Origin of the sequence: Mesorhizobium sp. M0664, assembly GCF_040320565.1 — a bacterium.
Classification (GTDB): Bacteria; Pseudomonadota; Alphaproteobacteria; order Rhizobiales; family Rhizobiaceae; genus Mesorhizobium.
In genome coordinates, this window is sequence record NZ_JAMYPW010000009.1 from 109,911 (window position 1) to 130,703 (window position 20,793).

Here is a 20,793-nt window from a genome sequence, read left to right on the forward strand (position 1 = left end):
TGCAGCGGCTCCTGGTCGTAAGAAGGCAGTCTGGGGGTCGTAAGAAGGCGATCTCGCGAATAGCAAAGCACAAAATTCCCGCCAAACTTGCTACGCCGCCTGCAACCAGTGGCTGTTGCGGGGCGCAGCGGGCAAAGCAGGCTGGATGGTGCGAGACTAGCAGATCAACGGTAACGAAACCGCTAAATGTCCAAACGTAATTAATGTCGAATACGGCTGGAACTCACGCGGCAACTCTACGTTGGCACCGGTTTTTGCTGTCGCGGCGGGTGAATTGGGGCAAGATGGATATCGATCCCGGCTTCGCCCACTTCACCGTGCCAGGCGAGGCGTTCGGCTTGCTGCCTGCTGCCAAAACGCAGTGAAACCCAACCGCCTTGGCCCGGCATGTCACCGCCGGCGCCGATATCGAGAGCAGCATCAGGAAAGCGGATGGCCAACAGTACCTCGTCGCCGCGCAATACCGCGACCGTATCTTCGTGCCGGTCGGCATGGAGGCCGGGGGCCAGTTGGAAGACGATCTCGGACTGGCGCCTGCCGCCGAGCAGTTGGTCGGTGATGAGGATGCCATCGGCCTGGCGCGCCAAAGTGCGCTGATGCACGACGCCGAAGCGGCTTCTATAGCCGTCATGCCGGGCGCTCAGCCTCCAGTGCGGTCCCGGTTCGCTCTCCACCAGCGATGCGACTGCCTTGTGCGACCAGTTGAAATTTCCAGCGATGGTGCTTTGGCTCTTGCCCTCGATGTTCAGCGTGTTGTGCGCCGGTGTGGAGCGGAACCAGTCGCGCCATGCGCCTCCCGAACCGTAGAGCCAGGTGCCGGGATCGACCAGCACCGGCTCATCGTCGATGCACAGGGTGAGCGACAGCGCGTCGGCATGGCCGTGCGCCGCTATCGAGAGATAGCCGAGCGGTCCATGGTCGAACGTCAGTTCGACATTGCGGCCATTCATTGCTCCGCGCCAGACGGAGAGCCCGCCTTGCGTGAATGTCTGCAAGCCATGCACCGCGGGCGCCGGGCCTGACGGCGCACCAAAGAAAAGCGAACGAAAATCGTCAGGCTCCGGCGCGTTGCCCGGCGTCCCCAGTAAGCCGTGGATGGCGGCCGCGACGGATCGGATATAGTTCGGCTCGTCGCCCAGCTTCAGCACATGGCCCTCATCGTCGTCGCCGAAGCGGGCGGCTTTCTGTGGCAGCCAGCCGACGAAATTGGCGAAGGCGCCCAGACGCGCTTCGGCGGCCGAGGGAAACGGCGTTCCCGCCTGGCGCGCCGCGGCGGCGCACAGCAAGATGAGTTCGGCGCTGAAGGCTGCATAGGTCGGCGTTTGCTCGGCACCGGCGCCGTCGGCAAGAATCTGCTTGTGCGTCTCATTTAAGAGGGCGCTGCGGGCAATTTCGGATTCGGCCCCGAGCGCCAGGCCAACCAGATATTCGCCAGCCAACTCTGCGACGAGATGGTTGTTGGCGGAGGAATATCGCGACGGAAACCGCGGCAGCCAATAGGCGCTTGCCGCGAGTATCTCACCGGCTTTCCGCAGCGTCGCCGGGTCAAGCCGGTCACCGATAAGGTCCAGGGTGACGATCAGGCTGATGGCTCGCAGCGCTACTTCGATGCCGGAAGCCCAGCCAATGCCTCGGTACGGCGGATTGGCGGAATGCCAACTGCCGATTGCCGCCTCAATGGCACTCCGGGATCGATTGTCCTCGCTGAGGAGCAGGTGTGCAGCCAGTACTGGCAATTGCTGCAGCCGGTTGATCTCCCAGACATATTTTATATCGCCAAGGTCGCCGCCATCGCGAAAATCGATATCGAAAGTATGAGCCTCGGCGCCAGGCCAAAGCCTGCCGGTTACCGGATCAAGACGCCAAAGCTCAGCAGGAAACAAACGATCGGGCTCACGCTTTGGCCATGTCCGCCCGAGTGCCGAAAACCGGCCATGAAGCATCTCTTGCGCGGCCGCCGCTATGGCCTGCCGTTGAGCGTCGGTCGCTGCCAGCGCAGCATGGCGAAATCCGGGCAGCACTGGGTGCAACTGCGGCGATGGATAGCGTTCCCACCCATCATCGCGGCGGCGCGACGCGATCCTTCGACGTTGCTCGCCCAGCCGGTGCAACACCTCGGCCGGTCCCATGCTGCGCAATCGGTTGATGTACCAGCCGATTCTCATGCACGCCCCGTCAACGTTTCGGTCCTTGTATACCATGCCGTCGAAAAGCTGCGGGCCGGCAATCTTCTTTCCCGTTCGTTGCGGTTAATATCTCCCGCGAGCATGCGGAGGGAGCGATGCGAAAAGCGGTGTATTTTGTTGCCTGGGTGCTCGCCTTGCTTGTGGCGGCCGAGGCAGAGCCCATCCCTCTCAAGCGCGGCGTTGGCGTGCATCAGTGGCTCAACTGGTCGCCGGTGGCGAAAGACGGAACCTACGTTTGGCCGCCCTATCGCAGCGAAAAGGAGTGGCTTGCGGAAAGCAGGCCGCTCACCGACTGGCCGGCCGGGGAGGTGTTTGCCCACATCCGATCGATGGGCTTCGACTTCGTCCGGCTGAGCGTCGATCCCGGCCCGCTGCTTGCCAGCGGGGACGCCAAGCGGCAGCAGGCGCTGGACATACTTGCCGCCGCCGTCGAGCGGATCACGTCGACCGGCCTCAAGGTGGTTTTCGACCTGCATGGCGTCACTCAGGTTCCCGACTACAGCATGGAGATGATCTATGGCGGCGCCGACAGCGAGGGCGTTGCCCGCTATCGTCACATGGTTGTGGCGGTCGCCGCCATGCTGGTCAAGATAGGCACCGACAAAGTCGCCCTCGAACCTTACAACGAGCCCGCATACTACCCTTGCGATGCGAGCGGCAGCGATCACTGGCAGCGGATCATGGCAGGGACCGTCCACGACATTCGAGCGGTCAACAGCGAACTTACCATCGTTGCAACCGGCGCCTGCGGCGGCAGCATTGCCGGATTGGTCAACCTCAGCCCCGGCTTTGATGACCCAAACCTCTATTACAGCTTCCATATGTATGAGCCGCACAGCTTCACCCACCAGCGGCCCGATGACACGATCAGCTTTGCTTCGGGACTTCCCTGGCCGGCCGACAGCAGTACACCCGAAGTGGTGACCGAAACCCTTAGAGCGCGGATGGACGCTGCCGGCTTGAGCAGGGTCGAGCAGGTCATGAACATGGCCACCGCGCGCCAAGCAATCGCGAACTATTTCGAGCAGAACTGGGGCCAGAGCCAACTGGAGGCGAGCTTTCGCCAGGCTGTCGACTGGGCTGAAGGCCATGGCATTCCCAGCCGGCGGCTCTTCATGGGCGAATTCGGCGCTATCCTCATGTCCGCGGACGGCCGCATGGGCGCCTTTGAGGCCGACCGTTCGCGCTATCTCAAGGCAGTGCGCCAAGAGGCCGAACGCTTCGCGATCCCATGGTCTGCCTGGGAGTTCTCCAATCCCTATGGGATGAGCCTCATCCCGCCCGATGGTCCCCCAGTTCCCGACCCGGAGATGCTGCAGGCATTGGGCCTGCCATAGGTGCCATCACTCGCCCTCACCAGCGAACAACCGGTGGCAACCCCTGACGGCCAGACTCGATCGAGGAACGGCCCGTGGCAGCTTTCTCCCGGTTGGGTTGTATTGGCACGAAGTGTTTAACACATTTGTTGTACTGAGTGGGGAATGCGCGCGCCTAGGGGGGAACAATGTGTGGAATTGCCGGATGGATCGGGCGAAGGGCTAAAAATCCACAAGAGCGGGCCGCCAAAATGTCAAACGCATTGCGGCATCGCGGTCCCGATGCCGAAGGCACCGAGATATTGGACCTGAATACCGGCGAGCAACAATTGGCATTGGTTCATCGCCGTCTGGCGATCATTGACCTAGCGCCCGAGTCGAATCAGCCGATGCAGATTGAGGACGGTCGTCTCAAAATAATTTTCAACGGCGAGATATATAACTACATCGAGCTGCGCCAGGAACTGATCGGCCTTGGCCATCATTTTCGAACGCGCTCCGATACCGAGGTGCTGCTCCGAGCCTACGATCAGTGGCGCTTGTCAATGTTCGACCGGCTGAGCGGCATGTTCGCCTTTGCACTCTGGGATGCTCAGAGGCAGGAATTGATCCTCGCCCGGGATCCCTTCGGGGAAAAGCCGCTTTACCTCATGCAAAGCGAAAAATTGCTGCTATTTGCCTCGGAGATCAACGCATTGTTGTCATCGCAGCAAGATGCTCAGGAACTCGATCTGGATGCCGTGCACGAGTATCTGAACTGGCGTTATGTGCCGGGACCGCGCACGCTCTTCAAACAGATCCGCAAACTCAATCCCGGAAGCTATGCTGTCTGGTCGCAAGGGGTAGTCAAGGAAACGCGCTACTATACGCCTCCGGACCAGGCGGCCGTTACCGAGCGGATCGACGGAAAAACCGCCAAGCGGCGATTTCTGGAATTGCTCGACCATTCCGTCGAGATCAGGATGCGCAGCGATGCACCTTTTGGGGCCTTTCTCTCCGGAGGGCTCGACTCCTCGGCTATCGTCGCGCTGATGGCCAGGCACAGCGCCACGCCCATTCGCACGTTTTCCGTCGGGTTCGACAACGCAGCCTATAGCGAATTTGCATTCGCCCGACGCGTTGCCGATCATTTCAAGACCGATCATTGCGAACTTGTAATCCAGCCAGGCGATCTGATGGATCATCTGCCGACGATGGTTCGCCAACGCGGGGCACCTGTTTCGCAAAGCAGCGATATTCCAATTTACCTGATGTCGGAGCGAGCCTCGCAAGACGTCAAGATGGTGCTCACCGGAGAAGGAGCCGACGAGATTCTCGGCGGCTATCCCAAGCATCGCGCGGAATCACTGGCCGGGATCTACCAGTCGCTTGTTCCAGCCTCGCTGCACGATAACGTCCTTTCCCCTTTGGCACGCGCCATGCCGGGCGCGTCGGCCAAGGTCGATACATTTGCCCGCACCGCGGGCGAAAGGGACTTTGCCGCCCGGATGGTCTCCTGGTTTGGAGCCGTTTCGGCGCAGCAGAGCGCCTGCCTGATCGGCGCGTCCGCAAATCGCCGTTATGAGCGCAACGACTTTCCGTTCTCGTCAAGCGCTGCGGCTTCCCATCTTCGCCGCGTGCTGTTTTTCGATCAGACATCGTGGCTGCCTGACAATCTCCTGGAACGAGGCGACCACATGATGATGGCCGGTTCAATCGAAGGAAGAATGCCGTTCCTCGATCGAGACCTGGTTTCATTCGTTAGCAAATTGCCCGATCGCTACAGGCTGGGTTGGTTGCACAGCAAGCAGATCCTGCGCGACAGCATGGCCAATATCCTCCCGGAGGAAATTCTCAGCCGCCGCAAGGTCGGGTTCAAGGTACCGGTCGCCGAATGGTTTCGCGGATCGATGAGGAACTACGTGCATGACCATCTTTGCTCGCCTCACTCCGTCATTCGCAGCTATCTGAGTCCGAAACAGCTAGATCAAATCGTCTCGGAACACACAACGCGTGCTGCAGACCACGAAAAGCTGATATGGGCGCTGTTGAATTTGGAGATATTCCACCGCGAATTCAGGCTCGACGCGCCGCCGCGATCGTCGGCCTCAGCGCTTGACCGGTTGACGGCTTGACGCGGCCGACCGCCAGACATCGCAGATTGCGCCGACAAACGGGGCGAGCTCAAGCCGTTCCCGATGCACGGCCATGGCACCGGCACCAAGCCTTGCCCGCAGTGCCGGGTTCTCCACGAGGCGGCTCAGCGCCTCGGTCAACGCTGTAACATCGCCTGGCGGCACCAGCAGCCCGGATTGCCCGTCGGTGATTATGTCTTCGACGGCGCCAACCGGGGTCGCCACCACCGCCAAACCGGCTGCCATGCCTTCGATCACCGACATCGGCAGATTTTCGGCGAAGGATGGAAGAACCAGAATATCGGCCGAAGAAATCAGCGATGCGACATCGTCCGGTCCCACCCAACCCGGAAAGGCGATCCGGTCTGCAATCCCCAGCGCGGCCGATTTTGCCCGTGCCGCCTCGACTTCGCCATCGCCGGCAATCGTGGCGCGCCAATTCTTGACAAGGCTCATGCGGTGCAGTGCCTCGAGCAATTGCGGTACGCCCTTGCGGTCGCCGATGCGGCCCAGGAACAGGATATGCACATGGTCGCCGCCGCCCACATGGGCCAGCGACGGGACTTCGGTCGCATTGGGCACGATCACGATATTGCCGGCTGCGCCCGGCGCCCGGCTGGCGACGAAATCGCGCCAAAGCCTGCCCAAAACGATCACCCGATCGGCATGCTCGAACAGAGCTTTGATACGGCGGCTAATGAAACCGCGGTCGGCTTTCCAGAATGTCTGATACTGCGCCCCGTGCAAGTGCAGGACATAGGGTATCGACAGCAGCCGTGCGCAGGCGGCGATCACCATCTTGCGGTAGGTGCTGCCGGAAACCGAGATGTTGATATGAATGACATCGGCGCGTCCAGCCAGACGCGCTTTAAGCATCCGTAAGCAAAAACCGAGCATATAGAAGATCGAAAGTCCGACATGCCCCGGGCCACGACTGGCAAGGAAGCACACATCGATGTCGGCGATTTCTTGCCGTTCGAACTCCTGCTTCAGCGCGCCCATGATGCGGTCGATGCCGCCCTGCCCCGAAACGCCCGAGGGCGTCGCGACCAGGACATGTATTTTTCGATCGGATATGAGGCGCTGCAACATGATGGTACTCTAAATAACACAGACCGGGTAACTGCAAAGCAAACGTTCCCGATAAGTTTTACGGCAAATCTTTTAGTTCAAACTGAATCTGTTCACCCTTCGGCGTCATCGGGCTGGATTTTCCGCCAGTCGGCGGCTAGTCGAAGGTGAGTTTTCCAGGGACACGCCCTTGCTGCTCCGTTCCACGCTCATTTATGCTCCGGCGATCCTGCTGACGCGAATTTCGGCGCTGCTCCTGCTGGTCGTCGTGACGCGTTTGATCGACCAGACCGAGTATGGCCTGCTCACCCTGGTGGTGACCGTCGGGGAAATGACCGACATTGCCGTCACCAACTGGCTGCGCATCGCCTTGCTCAGGCTTGGCGGCAAGGGCGAAGTCAGCCGCGGCAGCCTGATGCTGGCCGGGCAGGTGTTGCTTGCCACCACGGCACTGGCGCTGGTCATATCGGTAGGCGCGTCGGCAGTGATCGTGCCTGAACGCTGGATCGAGTTCGCGATCGCAGTCTGCGGCTATCTGGTCGCCGGGTCCATCAGCCGCTTCGCGTTGACGGTGCTGCAGATGCAGCAGCGCCATTCGGTCTATTCGATGCTAGAAGCCCTGCGTGCCCTGCTGCAACTCGCGTTACCGATCGGCGCTATCCTTGTCTTTCAGGATAGCTTTCTGACGGTGTCGCTCGGCTCGAGCCTCGGCGCCTTGATTGCCGGCATCGTGGCGGGCATCATGGCATCGCGACGGCTCGTTGCCGGTCCGCCGCGTTTCACCCACAGGGACTTCTTTGCGCTCGGTGTGCCGCTGATCATCATGGCGCTGGTTGGCTTCGGGCTCAACAGCGCGGAGCGTCTGTTCCTCAAGTTCTATTACGATGCCAGCGCCGTGGCGATCTTCGCGGCAGCCTATGCGCTGGCCCGCCAGCCGATCGATATGGTCGCCAACGCCATCAACATGGGCGCCTTTCCCGAGGTGGTTAGCCGGTTCGACGAGGATGGCCCCGCGGCATCGGGTCGGTTGCTGTCGCAGTTAATGGCCTTGATGATGCGGCTTTGCCTGCCGATTGCAGCGATGCTGGTCGCGCTCAGCAGCGATATCACCGAGCTCATGCTGCCCTCGCAATATCACGGCCGCTTCGGCCTGCTGTTTCCGATCATTGCCTTCAGCGTGCTGTGCGCCAACCTCACCAGCTTCGTCTATGGCGTCGTGGTGCACGCGCACAAGCGGCCGTGGCTGCTGATCATCGCCAATCTCTTCGGCTCGGTGGCAACAATCGCATTGTCCCTGCTGTTGATCCCCCCGATGGCGGAGATCGGCGCCGCTTTGGCGCTGGCGGGGGGCTCGGTGGTGGGCTCCATAACCTGCATCATCATCAGCGAGCGGCTCACACCGGTGCCGGTGCCGTGGCGCGACATCGGTGTTTCGGTAATCATCTCGCTCAGCACGGGGGTGGCCGCCAAGCTTGCCAGCATGGTGGCCGGCGACGTGCCGGCGATCTTCTCGCTTGTCGCCGGCGGCACCACCGGCGCCGCGGTTTTCTTCGGGCTGACCTCGTTGTTCCACCCCGTGGCAGCGACGCAATTCGTCGCCCAGCTGCGAGCGCGGCTACGGATCGCGTAAAGCGAAGTCCAGGGGCAACGCCTGTTTTGTGGGGGGAACGCGAAACTATAAACCGGCGTTTCGGCGCCAGCGACGCTCCCAGAACTCCCGGCACAGCAGTCCCGCATAGGCAGTGTTGGTGTCGTAGTAGCGGCGCCACAAGCGTCGCGGCTCCTGGACGACGCGGAACAGCCACTCCAGGCCGGCCGCTTGTATCAGCTTCGGCGCACGGGCAACCTTGCCCCCATAGACGTCGAAACTGCCGCCTACGCCCATCACGAAGCTTGAGGCGAGTTCATCGCGGTAGCGTTTGAGAAAGCGTTCCTTGCGCGGTGTCGGCATGGCCACCAGCAGGCAGTCGGCGCCCGAGGCGTTGATCGCCGCGACGATCCCGGCCTCGTCCTCCGGCTTGAAATAGCCGTTGCGCATTCCCGCTATGACGAGGCTCGGATGGTCCTTGGCAAGTCTCACTACAACCGCGTCGAGAACGTGCTGTTCGGCCCCCAGCAGATACGGCCTGAATCCACGCTTCGCGCAGAGGCTCAGCAGATTGATCATGATGTCGACGCCCGCCACCCGCTCGGGCAGCGCGACGCCGCACAGACGTGCACCCCAAAGCACGCCGATGCCGTCGACATTGACCACGTCCGCCCCGGCCACGTCCTCGCGCAGCTCGGCATTCTGGCGCATGGTCACCAGCTTGGCGACGTTCACGACCACATGATGCAGCGGCCGCCCCAGGGTCATCGCCTCGTCGGCGATGGCCAGTGTCTCGGCCATGGTCAGCGCATGGATCGGTGCACCAAGGAACTCCCGGCGCCGTGATGCCAACAGGGAATGCTGCGCCCATGCCGGGGCGTGCGCGTTCATGCGGCCTGCTCCCTTGCAAGCGTCACTTGTGCGACCTCTGGTTTCTTGCCTTCGATGCGGGCGTCGGGCTTGCGTGCCTTGCGCCACGTCCACAGACCCCTCGTATCGACGAGCTTCTTGTCCTTGAGCGCTTCGGGGTCGACCAGATTGAACTGCCGATGGTCGACCAGGAGGACGACGATATCGGACTTGTCGATGGCCGAAAGTGCGTCGGTGAACACGATGCCCCTGCCCTCGAGCTCATGCGGCAGCGCATTTGTGTTGGGTTCAGCCGCAATGATCTTCACATTGGGGTTATCGGACAGAAGCTTCACCACCTCGACGGCCGGGCTCTCGCGCAGATCGTCGATATTGGCTTTGAAGCTGAGGCCAAGACAGGCGATCGTTTGCTTGCGGGAGGGGTCGAGCAAGGCCTCGATATCCCTGACCACCGACATCGGCCGTTCGGAATTGATCCGGCGTGCCGAAGCCATCAGCCGCGTGCTGTTGGGTGCGGCGTCAATGATAAAATATGGATCGACCGCAATGCAGTGACCGCCAACGCCCGGGCTCGGCTGGAGGATGTTCACGCGAGGGTGCCGATTGGCAAGATCGATCACTTCCCAGACATTGAGCGACAGGTCCTGGCACACTGCAGCAAGCTCGTTGGCGAAGGCGATGTTGACGTCGCGGAACGCGTTCTCGGTCAGTTTCACCAGCTCAGCACTTTCGGCCGTCGTCATGAACAGATCGCCGGTGACGAAGGTTGAATAGAGTGCCGCGGTCCGCTCCGACGATTTGCGGGACAATCCGCCGATCGAGCGATCGTTGTTGATCAGCTCGGTCAGCACCTTTCCCGGCAGCACACGCTCGGGCGAATAGGCGACCAGCACATCGGCGTCTTCGCCATGCTGGACAGGAAATTTGAGATCAGGCCGCAACTCGGCAAGCAGCCCGGTCATGATACGCGTGGTTCCAACCGGCGATGTCGATTCCAATACCACAAGGTCTCCGCGCTTCAGCACGGGGGCGATGCTTCGTGCCGCCGCGAGCACGTAGGTTACGTCCGGCTTATGATCGTGGGTCATCGGGGTCGGCACGGCGATGATATAGGCGTCCGCCGGCTGCGGCGTGCTGTAGGCCATGAGCTTGCCGTTCGCCACGACCTTCTGGATCAGACCGTCAAGGTCCGGCTCGACGATGTGGATTTCGCCGCGATTGACCTTCTCGACCACCGCTCCGTTGACATCGACGCCAATGACGTTGAGCCCGCGGCTGGCGAAAATGGCGCAGGTCGGCAGGCCGATATATCCCATGCCGATTACGGAAACGGTTTTGATTTCAGCCATGATGCAGCAGTTCCTCAACAATCCGGTTACTGGCCCGGCCATCGCCATATGGGTTGTGTCGTTCCGCCATGCCGCGATAGGCAGCCTGATCGTCGAGCAGGCGATTGGCGTTGAACAGGATTTTCTCGACATCGGTGCCGACAAGGCGGGCGGTGCCGGCCACGATCCCCTCGGGTCGCTCGGTATTTTCGCGCATCACCAGCACCGGCTTGCCGAGCGAAGGCGCTTCTTCCTGCACGCCGCCGCTATCGGTAAGCACCAGATAGCTCTGCTTCTGCAGGTACAGGAACGGCAGATAGTCCTGCGGCTCGACCAGATGGATGTTCGGCACGCCTTCCAGCTCTGCGTTGACCACCGAGCGCACATTGGGGTTTGGATGGACAGGGTAGACGATCTGCACGTCTCCGCGCGCCGCCAATCCCTTCAACGCCGTACAGATGCGCTGGATGCCGCCGTCAAAATTCTCGCGGCGATGTCCGGTGACGAGGATCATCTTCTTGGAAGGGTCGAGGAAGGGGAAGCTGGCAGCGAGCTTCGCCTTCATCAGCCTGTCGGCATCGATCGCGCTTGAAAAATGCAACAGCGTGTCGATCACCGTGTTGCCGGTCACGAAGATGGTGCTTTCGGCCTTTCCTTCGGCGATGAGATTGTCGCGCGCTTGAACGGTCGGCGCAAAATGCCAGGTGGCGATGTCGCCGGCAATCTTGCGGTTCAGTTCTTCAGGAAACGGCGAGTTGATGTTGTGGCTGCGCAATCCTGCTTCGACATGAGCGACGGGGATACGCTTGTAGAAGGCAGCAAGAGCCGCGGCCATTGCCGTGGTGGTGTCGCCCTGTACCATGACGATATCGGGCTTCGCCTTGTCCAACACCTCGGCCATGCCCAGGAGCACGCGCGAGGTCACATCGAACAGCGACTGGCCGGGTTGCATGATGTTGAGATCGTGGTGCACAGGCAAGCCGGTCAGCTCGACAACCTGGTCGACCATTTCACGATGCTGGGCGGTTATGCATATTTCGGTGATGAAGCCTGGATGAGCGAGGGCGGCACGCGCCACTGGAAAGCATTTGAGTGCCTCCGGCCTAGTGCCGAACACGATCAGCAGTTTCTGCCTGGATGGCAGTTTTGGACGTGAAAGGACGTTCATCGCTGATCCTGGTCGCCTGCAGCCTTCGGGACATGCCGACTATTGCCCGCAAGAGTCATAATAGCGCCGGAAAGCGCCTTCGTGATCTCAATTCTTAATATATGATTAACAACCAAGGCCGCGTTCTCCCGGTTTAACTCTTGTGAAAGGTTGGGCTGACAAGTAGTCTATGGCAGTAGTCTTGAAAAAGAATATATTGGATTGACTAATATTTTAATCATCGGCCACGCCGACCCATCCCGGCGCTGGGAAAATGAGCTTCTGGCGCGGTTGAGTGCGGCTGGACATGCGGTTTCGAGTTGCCGCGCGCCGACGCCTGAACCCAATGCGCGCACGATGGATAATGTGCTGGCGCTCGAGGGCCGGCGCTTCGGCCCCTCACTGGCAAGCCGTTCCCGGCCGTTGCCGTCCGGCGACACCGGCCCAGTCGATCTTATAGTCGATCTCACGGCTACCGCCGCACGACGCGGCACGCCTGTCCTGACGCTCGAATTTTGCGGCCAAAGCAGCTTTGCCGCAGGCATGACCGAGATGCTGGCGAGCGGGCGGCTGCCCGAACTCACCGCGCGCCTCGACGGCGTTGCCGTCGCCAGGGCGCGGCCGATGATCAGCGACCGGTTGTGGCTGTCCCGAACCAGCAACGAGCTGCTCGCCGGCGCCATCTCCCTGATTGCCCAATGTGTCGCCCGCTTTTCCGCGGGCAAACTTGCGCCGATTGCCGAGAGCCCGGCGCCGCCCCTGCAGAAAGGCGGATTTATCGGGCACTATCTGCCCTTTTTCGGCAGGGGGTTAGTCGACCGCGCCGTGCAAAAACTGCGACGTGGTCGGCGTCCCTTCTATTGGCAGGTTGCTTATCGGCTGATCGACGGTCCAGGCGTCGCCGAAACCGGACTGCTGGATGGTAAGCCCTTCACCGTGCTTGCCGATGACGGGCAGCGCTTCTACGCCGATCCGTTCGTTCTCGAGCGCGACGGCCGTCATTTTCTGTTTGTCGAGGAGTTTCCCTACTCCACCGGCCGCGGGGTGATTTCCGTCGCTGAACTTGGCACCGACGGCACTTTCGGCGTACCGAAAGTGGTGCTGGAGGAAGCGCATCATCTGTCATATCCGCAGGTGTTCGCTCACTCCGGCGAGATTTTCATGATCCCTGAAAGCGCTACGGCGCGAGAACTGGTGCTCTACCGTGCCGTGCAGTTTCCGGATCGCTGGGTACGCGATACGGTGCTGATGACGGACAGGGATTTCAACGACGCCACGCTGCTCGAATCCGACGGCCGTTTCTGGCTGTTGGGGACGGGGCGGTTCGGTCACGGTAGCGCGTCCGACACGATGGCGGTCTATTCCGCCCCTGCGCTGCGTGGGCCTTGGGTCGCGCATGCCCTCAATCCCATCGCCGTCGATCACTCGGCCACTCGGCCGGGCGGCGCTTTCATCCGCCAGGGCGACGCTTTGCTGCTGCCCGTGCAAAACGGGTCTAGAGCCTATGGCGGCGGCCTGGGATTGATGCGGTTGGATCGCCTTGACGACTTCGATGTCCTGTTTGCACCGCCCCATCCGATCGGCCCAGGACCGGCGTGGGCGCGGGCGGGCATCCACACGCTCAATCGCGCAGGCAATGTCGAGGTTGTGGATAGCGCCGGCTGATGCGTCTGGAGCCTGCGCCTATCCAAGCCGATCCAGTTTCGGCTCGGATGCGACAGCGGTCGAAGACGTGCTCTTCGGCTGGTTTCTATACGGCACGTTTCTATAGGCAAGCAGCAACACCACGATAGTCGTAATATCCGGCGCTTTTGACGAGAGCGCGTTGTTCGACAGCGCAGCAAGCAGGAATGTCATGGTGCCGATCCATGCTGGCAGCGGCGCCGCGCGCAGCAGCCGAAAAATGAACCAGAATACCAGCACTATGAAGAGCACAGCTATCGGCAAGCCGAATAGCATGGTGATGACCACCGGAGCGCTCTCGATATAGGGCAGATGCAGCTTCTCTTTGACGATCGCCAGGAGGTCGTCGACGTTCATGCCAAACAGGACGTCTTTCCAGCTAACAAGTCCGAATATCTGGTAGATCGTCACCCGCGCCATGAAATTCTCGTCAAAGATCGTGTTGCCGAATCGATTCAGCAGCCCGCCCGAAAATAGTATGGCCACCAGCACTGCGCCGCTCACCAGGGCGAACAGCAGCACGACGGACTTGGCCTGCCGCTGGTGCTTGAGAGTCAGGCGCGGCCAAGGCACGAACAGCAGCAGAATGAGGGTTTCTCCCGCAGCGAGCATCAGGGCGGCGCGGGCGCCTGACGCAGCACAACCGACGAGCAACACGAGAATCGATGCCACCCGCACCCATATGCGCCAGCGCGTCAGCGGCACGAATCCGATGGCTGTGGCGCAGAGCGCGCCTAGTGCCAGCGGGTGCGCCGATAGGCCAATTGGCCTGAACTGCAGTTCGTTGAGACCGTAAGGCATAAATCGATGTTGAGTCACCGCTTCGATCGTGCCGAGCACAGCGCTGAGGATCACCATTCCAAGCACGACGTCGCCCAACGCCCGCCGCACTTCCGCGTTCAAGGCCAGCATCAACAGGCCTGCGGCGCCGGCCACCAGATAAGAATCGATGATGAACCCGGAGGAGCCCGCACGGCCGGTGACGAACAGATAGGGCACCAGCGCGAACATCAGCACCGAAAAGCGAATCAACGCTTTGAATATCCCAATTTCGTCGCCCTGCAGCAGAAACGGTCGGCTGAAAAGAACGACGGCAAGGACCAGGAAGATCGCATAGGTGCCGAAATGCAGCTTCTCGTAGAACGAGCCCCCCTGGGCCGTATAGTCGACGACCATGTTCATCACCTGCGGCGACACCGTAAAGCGAAGCAGGAGCGCGAAGGCGGCGCATAGGAAAAACAGCAGCGACAGCGCGTTCTCACGGCGCGCTCGACTGGGCAACAATCGTTCCGATGCGGCAGCGGGATAGCTCATGGCCCATCCAGGTGAAGGTATTCAAACAGCATTCCGGGCAACGAGACCCCTTCAACGTCCGCCGGACGGACAGCGAGAGCGGTAAAATGGGCCAACTTGGAAAATAAGATGTTAACGATGTTTCTGTAGAGCAGGCCAAGCGTAATGATTTAACAAGGGTTGTCACCATGTCTGCCGGTTCCGGCACACCCCCTATCTCCGCGACGGCTTCCAATAACAGTGCATTCGAGCGTATCGCCAATGCACGGCGCAGGGCATTGCTGCAACAGCATGGCCCAGTCGCGGGGCTAAGCTCCGCGCCGGTGACGCCGCAACCTCCAGAGCCTGTCGCAACGGTGACCCTGGACAAGATCGGCGATTTCCTCGAGCTCGATTTTCGACGCCTGTTCGTCTGGCTGCGGGCCGGCCTCGCCCTGGCCTTCATGCTGGCGGTAATCGGCGGCATTGTCGGCGGCGCCTATGCATTGCTGAGCAAGCAGCGTTACACCGTCACGACCGAGGTCCTCATCAACCCATCCAATTTGCAGGTTGTGGAAAACGACCTCTACTCGCAACCGGGCCAGGTCGATAGCCAGCTGCTCAGCACGCGCAGCAAGCAGCGCATCCTGACCTCGGGCAACGTGCTTTCCCGTGTGGTGGACGAACTGAATCTGACTCACGATCCGGAGTTTTTCGATCCGGACCGGAGCACATCCTCGTCCGGCGCTGTGGCGAAGCCCGACCCGAGGCTCATCGCCTTGAAGAACCTGGCGGACCGGGTAGACGCCATCGCGGATCCGACCTCATTTGTCACAACCCTCTCGGTATCTGCGGAAACCACCGCCAAGGCGATCCTGATCTCGCAGGCCATAGTCAAAAACTTCCAGGAAGAACTGGCTAAGGCCGAAGCTGCCGGCGCCAGCCGTGCCGCGGCTGCCCTTGACAGCCGGCTTGGCCAACTCAAGAGCGACGTGCAGGCAGCCGAAGAGAAGGTCGAGAGCTACAGGCGCAGCCACAACCTGTCGTCCAGCAATGGCCAGCTCGTCAGTTCGCAGACGCTGACGCAGCTCAATGGCGAAATCGTCGATGCGCAATCGCGTGTCATCGCCGCGCAGGCAAGCTACGACGCCCTGGTTGCCTCCGGTATCAACGGGGCCAATCCCGACCCCACGGTTTCGGAAGCGCTCGCTGCGCTGCGCGACAGGTCAAACAGCCTGCGGCAGCAGATCGACTCACAGTCGATGACCTTCGGTCCGCGCCACCCGACGATTGTCAGGCTCAGGACGGAACTCGAGACCGTCAACTCGCAACTCCGGGCCGAGTTCTCCCGCACCGTCGGCACGGCAAAGGCCAGCCTGGACAAGGCCCGGGCCTCGTTGGCTTCTCTCAACGCCCGGATGAACGATCTGAAGGGCAATGTATTCACCGACAGCGAATCCGAGGTCGCCCTGCGTGAACTTGAACGCGATGCCGCGTCCAAGAGAGCGGTCTATGAGAGCTTCCTGTCACGTGCGCGCCAAATCAGCGAGCGCGAGCAGATCGACACCACAAACGTACAGGTGATTTCGACCGCGGTGCCCCCGCCCGCGCGCTCATGGCCCCCGCGCACTGCCCTGGTGGCAGGCGCCGGAGCGTTCGCAGGCTTTGCCCTGGGGATGCTGCTGGCCATCGGCATGGGCATCATCCGCGACATGCGCCGGCCGCCGACCCGATCAGGCGTTGCCGCCAGCCGAGCCTGAAGCAAGGCATGGTGAAGCGCATCGTTTTCCACATCGCCAGCCTGAGGGGCGGGGGCGCCGAACGTGTTTTCGTCCTGATGGCAAATGAACTGGCATCGCGTGGCCACGAGGTCACGCTTTTTACCTGGAACGCGGAAGGCCCTAACGCCGCGCTGCGTTCCGCTGCCGTGCATCTGGTCGACTTCGGCCTTCCCTTGCGCGGCGAGGGTTACGCCAAGTCGGCGACGCTGAAAGGCATCGTGCGAAGCGCAAATTTGTTCCGCCGCCTTGATCCTGATGCGGTCTATAGCGCCCCGGAATTCGCCAATCTGGTGATGGCGCTGTCACTCATGTTGGCCAGAAGCCGGGCAAAATTCTTTCCAAGCTTCCATGCCGCGGCCTCGCTGCCTGCCAGCGGCCTCGGCGCCAGGCTGGCGATCTGGCTTTCCGCGCTGGTTGCAGCGCGCGCAACCAAAGCCATCGCCGTTTCGGCGGGTGTCGGCCGTGACATCATCGCCCGAGGCTTCCCCGAATCGAAGGTTGTCGTCATCAACAACCCGCTGCCGCCGGCTGTAGCACCGCAGAGGAATTCCTATGCCTGGCAGGCAGCGTTGGCGGCGATGGGCAATGGCCCGGTCATCGCCACCGCGGGACGCCTGGTGCCGGTCAAGGACCACCGGACTTTGCTGCGGGCCTTCGCTGCCCTGCGCGCCGGCCGCCCTGCCCGGCTTGTCATCTTCGGCGAAGGTCCGCTGGCTGCCAAATTGCACGCCTGTGCCGAGCAGATCGGCATTGGCCAGGACGTACTCTTTGCCGGCTACGTCAACGATCCCGCAGCCTGTTACGCCGCAGCCGATCTGTTCGTCCTTACATCCACGAGCGAAGGCTTTGGCAACGTCTTGGTCGAGGCCATGGCCGCTGGTGTCCCCGTAATCTCCACCGATGCTCCGCACGGCCCGCGCGAAATACTCGGTGACGGCCGCTTCGGCACCTTGGTGCCGGTCGGTGACGCCGCGGCCCTGGCGAAGGCGATGGCCGAGACGCTGGACCACCCCACCCCTGCTGCCGTGCTGAAAAACAGGGCGGTGGATTTCACAGTCGACAAGATTGGCAATCAATACGAAGCGTTGCTCTAGTCGTTACGCACTGGCAGCAAATCGGCGTTGGATGCGGTCGACGTAGTCGGGCTTTGATTGCGATAATCTCTTCACGGGCTGGGGCGCAACGAATTCATCGTGAGACGTTTCCTCGTTCCTTGAGTTGTTGGGCGAGGAAATCCTTGACCGAATCGAGAACCGCGTCCCGTTCATGAGATATGCCTGGCAGCAAATCGAAGCGCACGCGCACACCCGCCTCCTCGAACGATCGACACAATGCCATGAGGCGTTCCGGCCGTGTTCGCCCGGCATCGTTGGCGCCTGGCATCCAATGGGTGCTGCCTTGGACATGAGTGATTTCCCAAGTCTCCAGGTCAGCGCCGCCGACGATCATCTGGAAAGGCACTTTTGCCAGCGCTGCGGCATCGAAGGTGATGCCGAACTTCTCCGGCAGATCGCGAATGCCCACCCACCAGTCATGCGTCGGATCGAGCAAGGTCACCGAGCCTGGCGCGCCGATTGAGGCCGCCCAGAGCCTGTCGGGATGCAGGATAGCAAAACGATGCGTGAAATGTCCGCCGCCGGAAAATCCGAACATGGCAAAGCGGCTCCAATCCTGACTGTATTTGGCGCTGACCTCCTCAACCATGGCGAGCAGCACCTGATCGTAGCGTATGTTGCCCTCGAGCAAATATTTGTACCCGCTGCGGGCATCATCCCCGAGAACGCCGATTGGAAACAGCGGACACAAAACGGCGCAGCCGTTCCAGCGTCCGAACTCGGAAAACGCGTCGCGGAATCCAAGAAAAGAGGTGCGGCCGGTGCCATGGACAGCGACCATCAGATCGACTTTGGCCCCTTCCCCAACCGCGGGAGGCACATACAGGCAATAGTGAAAGCGCGCGTCTGATTTGGAAGCAAAGATGGCGGTCGCGCCAAGGTCATAGGTAGCGCGACCGCGATCCGCGACAGGCCCCTTGGCAACACTTGTCAAATCGATAACTCCTTAATAGGCCCGGCGTTCCGACAACAATATACCGGTCGGCCGACCTCGTGAACTGGAGGCGCCTCCAGGCAGCCGCGAGGAGGACCTCGTCGTGCACCGGAAGCAGGGCGCCGCCGGGACGATCGGGGACAAAAAGAATGCCTCCGCCAACGCCTCGGGAAGCCGCCATTAACTTTTCGTTAACCATGCCGGGCTAGCCTTAACCAATCAGTAAGGACTCGCCTCTGTGACCTGCGTCGCTCCCATCCAAAACAAGTCCATACGCTTTCGAGCGCGCTCGTTTGTAGCCTTCACCCTCACCCCTGAGGCTCCGCTAGGGGAATGGCTGCAAAGCCTCGATCACTGGACCGAAAACTCCCCCGGCTTCTTTGCCGGCCGCCCGGTCGTGCTCGATCTGAATATACTCAAGCCCGAGGTGGGCGAGATGCGGGATCTGGTCTTACAGCTCGCGGAGCGCGGGATTCGCATCTACGCGATCGAGGCCGATGGCAATGTAGCGCTCGATGCCGATCTGCCGCCGCTCCTCGTTGGCGCCAAGGAGGCCACCGCTGATGCGCTTTACGTGCAGCCGGACCCGAAGGCCGCCGCTGAGGCCAAGACGGAAGAACCGCAGGCGCCGAACTCATTGATGATCAAGGCACCGATCCGCTCCGGCCAGTCGATCTTTCATCCCGATGGCGATGTGGTCATTGTCGGCTCCGTCAGTTCCGGTTCCGAGATCGTCGCCGGAGGATCAATCCACGTCTACGGCACGCTGCGTGGACGTGCGTTCGCCGGCGCCACGGGAAATTCCGCGGCTCGCATCTTTTGCCGGAAAAACGAAGCCGAACTTCTGGCGGTGGACGGCTGGTACCGCACTGCCGAGGAGATGGACGCCTCCTCGCGAGGAAGGCCGGTACAGGCCTTTCTCGAGGACGGCGCACTTTGCGTCGCACCGCTCAACTAACAACATTGGAGGCACAAATATGGGCAAGGTAGTGGTTGTCACATCCGGCAAAGGGGGTGTCGGCAAGACGACCTCGACGGCCGCTCTCGGCGCCGCGGTCGCGAAAACCGGCAAGCGGGTGGCTCTCGTCGATTTCGACGTCGGCCTGCGCAACCTCGATCTGATCATGGGTGCCGAGCGGCGCGTTGTTTTCGATATCGTCAACGTCATTCAGGGAACCGCCAAGCTTTCGCAGGCGCTGATCCGTGACAAGCGACTCGACACGCTGTTCCTGCTGCCGGCCTCACAAACGCGCGACAAGGATGCTCTCACCGAGGAAGGCGTCGCCGATGTCATCGACAAGCTGCGCTCGGTTTTCGACTACGTCTTCTGCGACAGTCCCGCCGGCATAGAGCGGGGCGCGCAACTTGCCATGCGCTTTGCCGACGAGGCGGTAATCGTCACCAACCCGGAAGTGAGCTCGGTCCGCGATTCCGATCGCATCATCGGCCTGCTCGACTCCAGAACGATGAAAGCCGAGCAGGGTGAATCGATTGCCAAACACGTGCTCGTCACGCGCTACGATGCTGCGCGCGCTGCCCGCGGCGAGATGCTCAGCATCGATGACGTGCTCGAGATCCTGTCGACGCCCTTGCTGGGAATAATTCCCGAGAGCCAGGACGTGCTGCGCGCATCCAATGTGGGCGCGCCGGTTACGCTCAGCGAAAACACCAACCCCGCCGCACGCGCCTATATCGACGCGGCAAGAAGACTCGAGGGCGAGGACCTGCCGGTCATTCTGCCTTTCGAGCGGAGGGGCCTCCTCGACCGGCTGTTGGGAAGGAGGGCAGCATGAACCTGCTCGATATCTTCAAGCGCCGCGGCAGCGCGCCGGTGGCGCGCGAGCGCTTGCAACTGCTGTTGGCTTACGAGCGTCGAAGCCGCAACCAGCCCGATCTCGTCTCGGTGTTGCGCGAGGAGATCATGGCGGTGATCGCCCGGCATGTTCAGGTCGACCAGGATTTCCTGCAGGTGAGCATGGATCACGGCGAAACGACGTCGAGATTGGAGATCGACATCCAGATCCCCAACAAGGTCGCAATGCCCATGGCCGCGGCGTTCTAGAGCCTTTCACGTTTTGATGGAAGCGTAGCCGGCGTTTGCGAAGTAGTTGTTGCATTCGGTTGCCTCGATCGTTTCAACGAGGTGGCCGATGTGGCGCCAAGTGTCCTCGACGGTACGTTTCTGAGCTTGGCGCATCCAGTGTTTGATTTTGGCAAAGGCCTGCTCGATCGGATTGAGGTCTGGGGAGTAGGGCGGTAGGTACCAAAGCCTGGCGCCGGCCGCCTTGATCATCTGCCTGATGGCCGCCGACTTATGACTTCCCAGATTATCCATGACGACGATGTCGCCGGGTTTCAGCACGGTGATGAGCTGCTGCTCGACATAGG

17 protein-coding genes are annotated in these 20,793 nt (G+C 61.3%); 9 read left to right on the forward strand and 8 right to left on the reverse strand.

Going from position 1 to position 20,793, the window contains the following annotated elements:
* Positions 1–236: 236 nt before the first annotated feature.
* Positions 237–2,165, reverse strand: a complete 1,929-nt coding sequence (locus NKI39_RS12685; protein WP_352832123.1) for a heparinase II/III family protein — start codon at positions 2,163–2,165, stop codon at positions 237–239.
* 116 nt (positions 2,166–2,281) lie between these two features.
* On the opposite strand from NKI39_RS12685, the gene NKI39_RS12690 reads away from it, so the two are divergent.
* Entirely contained in the window at positions 2,282–3,523 is a 1,242-nt protein-coding gene (locus NKI39_RS12690) for a glycoside hydrolase family 5 protein (protein WP_352683201.1), read from the forward strand.
* A 167-nt stretch (positions 3,524–3,690) separates the two neighbouring features.
* The gene (asnB, locus tag NKI39_RS12695; RefSeq protein WP_352683199.1) at positions 3,691–5,616 is read left to right on the forward strand and encodes an asparagine synthase (glutamine-hydrolyzing); all 1,926 of its coding nucleotides are present in this window, start codon (positions 3,691–3,693) and stop codon (positions 5,614–5,616) included.
* On the opposite strand, the gene NKI39_RS12700 is transcribed toward asnB, so the two are convergent.
* Positions 5,590–6,708: a glycosyltransferase family 4 protein gene (locus NKI39_RS12700; protein WP_352683197.1), complete on the reverse strand. Its 1,119-nt coding sequence runs from the start codon at positions 6,706–6,708 to the stop codon at positions 5,590–5,592. The genes asnB and NKI39_RS12700 overlap by 27 nt on opposite strands.
* 169 nt (positions 6,709–6,877) lie before the next feature.
* Between NKI39_RS12700 and NKI39_RS12705 the strand changes: the two genes are divergently transcribed.
* On the forward strand, positions 6,878–8,317 hold the full coding sequence (locus tag NKI39_RS12705) for a lipopolysaccharide biosynthesis protein (RefSeq protein WP_352771238.1): 1,440 nt from the start codon (positions 6,878–6,880) through the stop codon (positions 8,315–8,317).
* Between the two features lie 45 nt (positions 8,318–8,362).
* On the opposite strand, the gene NKI39_RS12710 is transcribed toward NKI39_RS12705, so the two are convergent.
* From NKI39_RS12710 to wecB, 3 genes are read right to left on the reverse strand one after another with little or no spacing between them, the layout of a single operon-like run.
* On the reverse strand, positions 8,363–9,166 hold the full coding sequence (locus tag NKI39_RS12710) for a WecB/TagA/CpsF family glycosyltransferase (RefSeq protein ID WP_031211886.1): 804 nt from the start codon (positions 9,164–9,166) through the stop codon (positions 8,363–8,365).
* Complete coding sequence (wecC, locus tag NKI39_RS12715; protein WP_352569040.1) at positions 9,163–10,494, reverse strand: UDP-N-acetyl-D-mannosamine dehydrogenase; 1,332 nt, start codon at positions 10,492–10,494, stop codon at positions 9,163–9,165. Before wecC ends, NKI39_RS12710 begins: the two co-directional genes overlap by 4 nt.
* Positions 10,487–11,641 (reverse strand): non-hydrolyzing UDP-N-acetylglucosamine 2-epimerase, encoded by a 1,155-nt coding sequence (gene wecB / locus NKI39_RS12720; protein ID WP_352472506.1) that lies wholly within the window; start codon positions 11,639–11,641, stop codon positions 10,487–10,489. Before wecB ends, wecC begins: the two co-directional genes overlap by 8 nt.
* A 201-nt stretch (positions 11,642–11,842) precedes the next feature.
* On the opposite strand from wecB, the gene NKI39_RS12725 reads away from it, so the two are divergent.
* A complete protein-coding gene (locus tag NKI39_RS12725; RefSeq protein ID WP_352832126.1) occupies positions 11,843–13,285 on the forward strand; it encodes a glucosamine inositolphosphorylceramide transferase family protein in 1,443 nt (480 codons plus the stop codon).
* 18 nt (positions 13,286–13,303) lie between these two features.
* On the opposite strand, the gene NKI39_RS12730 is transcribed toward NKI39_RS12725, so the two are convergent.
* Positions 13,304–14,617 carry a VpsF family polysaccharide biosynthesis protein gene (locus NKI39_RS12730; RefSeq protein WP_352832129.1) on the reverse strand — a complete coding sequence of 438 codons (1,314 nt, stop codon included), beginning with the start codon at positions 14,615–14,617 and terminating at the stop codon, positions 13,304–13,306.
* 167 nt (positions 14,618–14,784) lie between these two features.
* Here NKI39_RS12730 and NKI39_RS12735 point away from each other — a divergent pair, with 167 nt between their 5' ends.
* The gene (locus NKI39_RS12735; protein WP_352832132.1) at positions 14,785–16,335 is read left to right on the forward strand and encodes a GumC family protein; all 1,551 of its coding nucleotides are present in this window, start codon (positions 14,785–14,787) and stop codon (positions 16,333–16,335) included.
* A gap of 8 nt (positions 16,336–16,343) precedes the next feature.
* The gene (locus tag NKI39_RS12740; protein WP_352817237.1) at positions 16,344–17,450 is read left to right on the forward strand and encodes a glycosyltransferase; all 1,107 of its coding nucleotides are present in this window, start codon (positions 16,344–16,346) and stop codon (positions 17,448–17,450) included.
* 94 nt (positions 17,451–17,544) lie between these two features.
* Here the strand turns inward: NKI39_RS12740 and NKI39_RS12745 are convergent, their stop codons facing one another.
* A complete protein-coding gene (locus NKI39_RS12745; protein ID WP_352832135.1) occupies positions 17,545–18,405 on the reverse strand; it encodes an alpha/beta hydrolase in 861 nt (286 codons plus the stop codon).
* 238 nt (positions 18,406–18,643) lie between these two features.
* Between NKI39_RS12745 and minC the strand changes: the two genes are divergently transcribed.
* From minC to minE, 3 genes are read left to right on the forward strand one after another with little or no spacing between them, the layout of a single operon-like run.
* Complete coding sequence (gene minC / locus NKI39_RS12750; RefSeq protein ID WP_352472500.1) at positions 18,644–19,363, forward strand: septum site-determining protein MinC; 720 nt, start codon at positions 18,644–18,646, stop codon at positions 19,361–19,363.
* Between the two features lie 19 nt (positions 19,364–19,382).
* Complete coding sequence (gene minD / locus NKI39_RS12755; RefSeq protein ID WP_352472499.1) at positions 19,383–20,198, forward strand: septum site-determining protein MinD; 816 nt, start codon at positions 19,383–19,385, stop codon at positions 20,196–20,198.
* The gene (gene minE, locus NKI39_RS12760; protein WP_023677151.1) at positions 20,195–20,467 is read left to right on the forward strand and encodes a cell division topological specificity factor MinE; all 273 of its coding nucleotides are present in this window, start codon (positions 20,195–20,197) and stop codon (positions 20,465–20,467) included. The genes minD and minE overlap by 4 nt, the downstream gene beginning before the upstream one ends.
* Before the next feature lie 6 nt (positions 20,468–20,473).
* Here minE and NKI39_RS12765 read toward each other — a convergent pair.
* On the reverse strand, positions 20,474–20,793 hold a 320-nt coding region (locus NKI39_RS12765; RefSeq protein ID WP_352744018.1), incomplete at its 5' end, for a transposase.